2 protein-coding genes are annotated in these 1,656 nt (G+C 71.3%); both read right to left on the bottom strand.

Annotation, left to right across the window (positions count from 1 at the left end):
• Positions 1–663 (bottom strand): FAD-dependent oxidoreductase (locus ACFWGD_RS13265; RefSeq protein WP_377779154.1); only part of this gene is annotated, 663 nt, incomplete at its 3' end.
• A gap of 2 nt (positions 664–665) precedes the next feature.
• On the bottom strand, positions 666–1,601 hold the full coding sequence (locus ACFWGD_RS13260) for an aromatase/cyclase (RefSeq protein ID WP_377779153.1): 936 nt from the start codon (positions 1,599–1,601) through the stop codon (positions 666–668).
• Positions 1,602–1,656 lie beyond the last annotated feature (55 nt).

Raw genomic sequence — 1,656 nt, 5'->3', positions numbered from 1 at the left:
CAGCACCCGGGTCACCCCGTCCGGCCGCCGCGCGGCGATGGCCAGGCCCTGCTCCAGCCGCTCGAAGCGCCGGTTGGGGATGTCGATCCCGGAGACGTCGGCGCGGATCAGCTCCCGCCCGGCGTCGTGGCCGGGGAAGGCCGCGCCGACGAGCCGGCGTACGGTGCTGTCCTCGCCGTCGCAGCCGACCAGGTAGCGGGCCCGTACCCGGACGGCGGTGCCGTCGCGGCGCACGGCCTGCGCCTCTATGTACTCGGTGGCCGCGTCGTCCTCGCCGCCGCCGGACAGGGCGAGCAGCTCGTGCCCGCACCGGATGTCGACGCCGAGGAACAGCGCCCACTCCTCCAGCAGCGCCTCGGTCCTGGTCTGCAGGACCTTCCACTGCCCGGGATAGGGCCCGGGCAGCGTCAGGTCCAGCGGGATGCCGCCGAAGTGGCCGCGCGGCTCGTTCGGCGGGCTGCCGAACTCCTCGATCTGGCCGCGGATGTCGAGGATCTCCATGGTGCGGGCGTGCAGCGTGGAGGCCCTCGACTCCCTGCTGGCCGCGTGCCGCCGCTCCAGCACGACCACGTCGGCGCCGCCGAGGCGCAGCTCCGCGGCGAGCATCAGCCCGACCGGGCCGGCCCCGACGACAACGACCTGGGTGTCCAGCAGGTCCGCCATGGTCAGCTCTTCTGCTCGGCGTAGGCCTTGGCGTGGTTGAGCGTCGCCGTGCTGTTGGTGCTCAGCGCCGTGTGGACGTACGCGCGGGCGTCGGCCACCGTGGCCTCCTCGCCGAGGATCCTGGCGATGTTGGCCGTGTTGAGGGTGACCGTGTGCTGCGAGGAGGCGGCGGTGACGCCGTCCTTCTCCACGAAGGTCCACTCACCGGTGTGCAGGGTCATCAGCGCGGGCAGCGTGACCTGCTTGTAGGCGATCTTGTGGTCGGGGAAGACGACCCGGTACGACTTGGTGGTGTGCACCGAGCCGTCCTTGGCGCGCGTGTCCATCTCCAGCGTCTGCAGGCCCGGGACGTCCTCGGTGAGCCGTACGACGGCCACGTGCGGCAGGCGCTCCGCCCACCGGTCGGCCTCGTTGATGAAGTCGAAGGCGTCCTTCGCCGACCCGTTGATCTCCACGGTGTCGGTGAAGGAGAAGGTCAGGTCCTCGGCCGCGTGGGCGGCTTCGACGTTGTCCTTGAGGGCGGCCAGCTCGGAGGTGCTGTTCTTGTCGACGGCCCGCTCGATCCACAGCAGGTCGTGCGCGTCGTCGCCGATCGCGCTGTAGTCGTGCAGCAGCCTGACCCGGGTCTCGGACTCCCCGAGGGGCTCCAGGATCCAGGTGCCGCCCATGGCGGCCACTGGCGCGGCCGGAACCTCCTGGCGGAAGGTGATGCGCAGGCCCTCGGGGTCGAGGGTGCGGCGCGAGGTCCAGTTCTTGGCGTCGCCGTTGGCGGTGGCCCAGATCCGGATCCGCTCCTCGGACCCCTCGGCCTCCACCCGGTCGACGTGGATCGTGGGCGGGAAGATCCGCGGCCAGTTGGTCACCTCGGCCAGCAGCCGGTAGACGGCACCGGCCGGGGCGCTGATGGTGATCTCGTGCTCAACCTCACGGGTCGTCATCTTCGATTCCTTAAGGTTTTTCGGTCAGGGCCTCCGGGCCCGCGTGCCCGGAGGC

Origin of the sequence: Corynebacterium sp. NPDC060344, from assembly GCF_042725215.1 — a bacterium.
Taxonomy (GTDB): Bacteria; Actinomycetota; Actinomycetes; order Mycobacteriales; family Mycobacteriaceae; genus Corynebacterium.
This window is presented reverse-complemented; position numbering and strand designations above follow the sequence as displayed.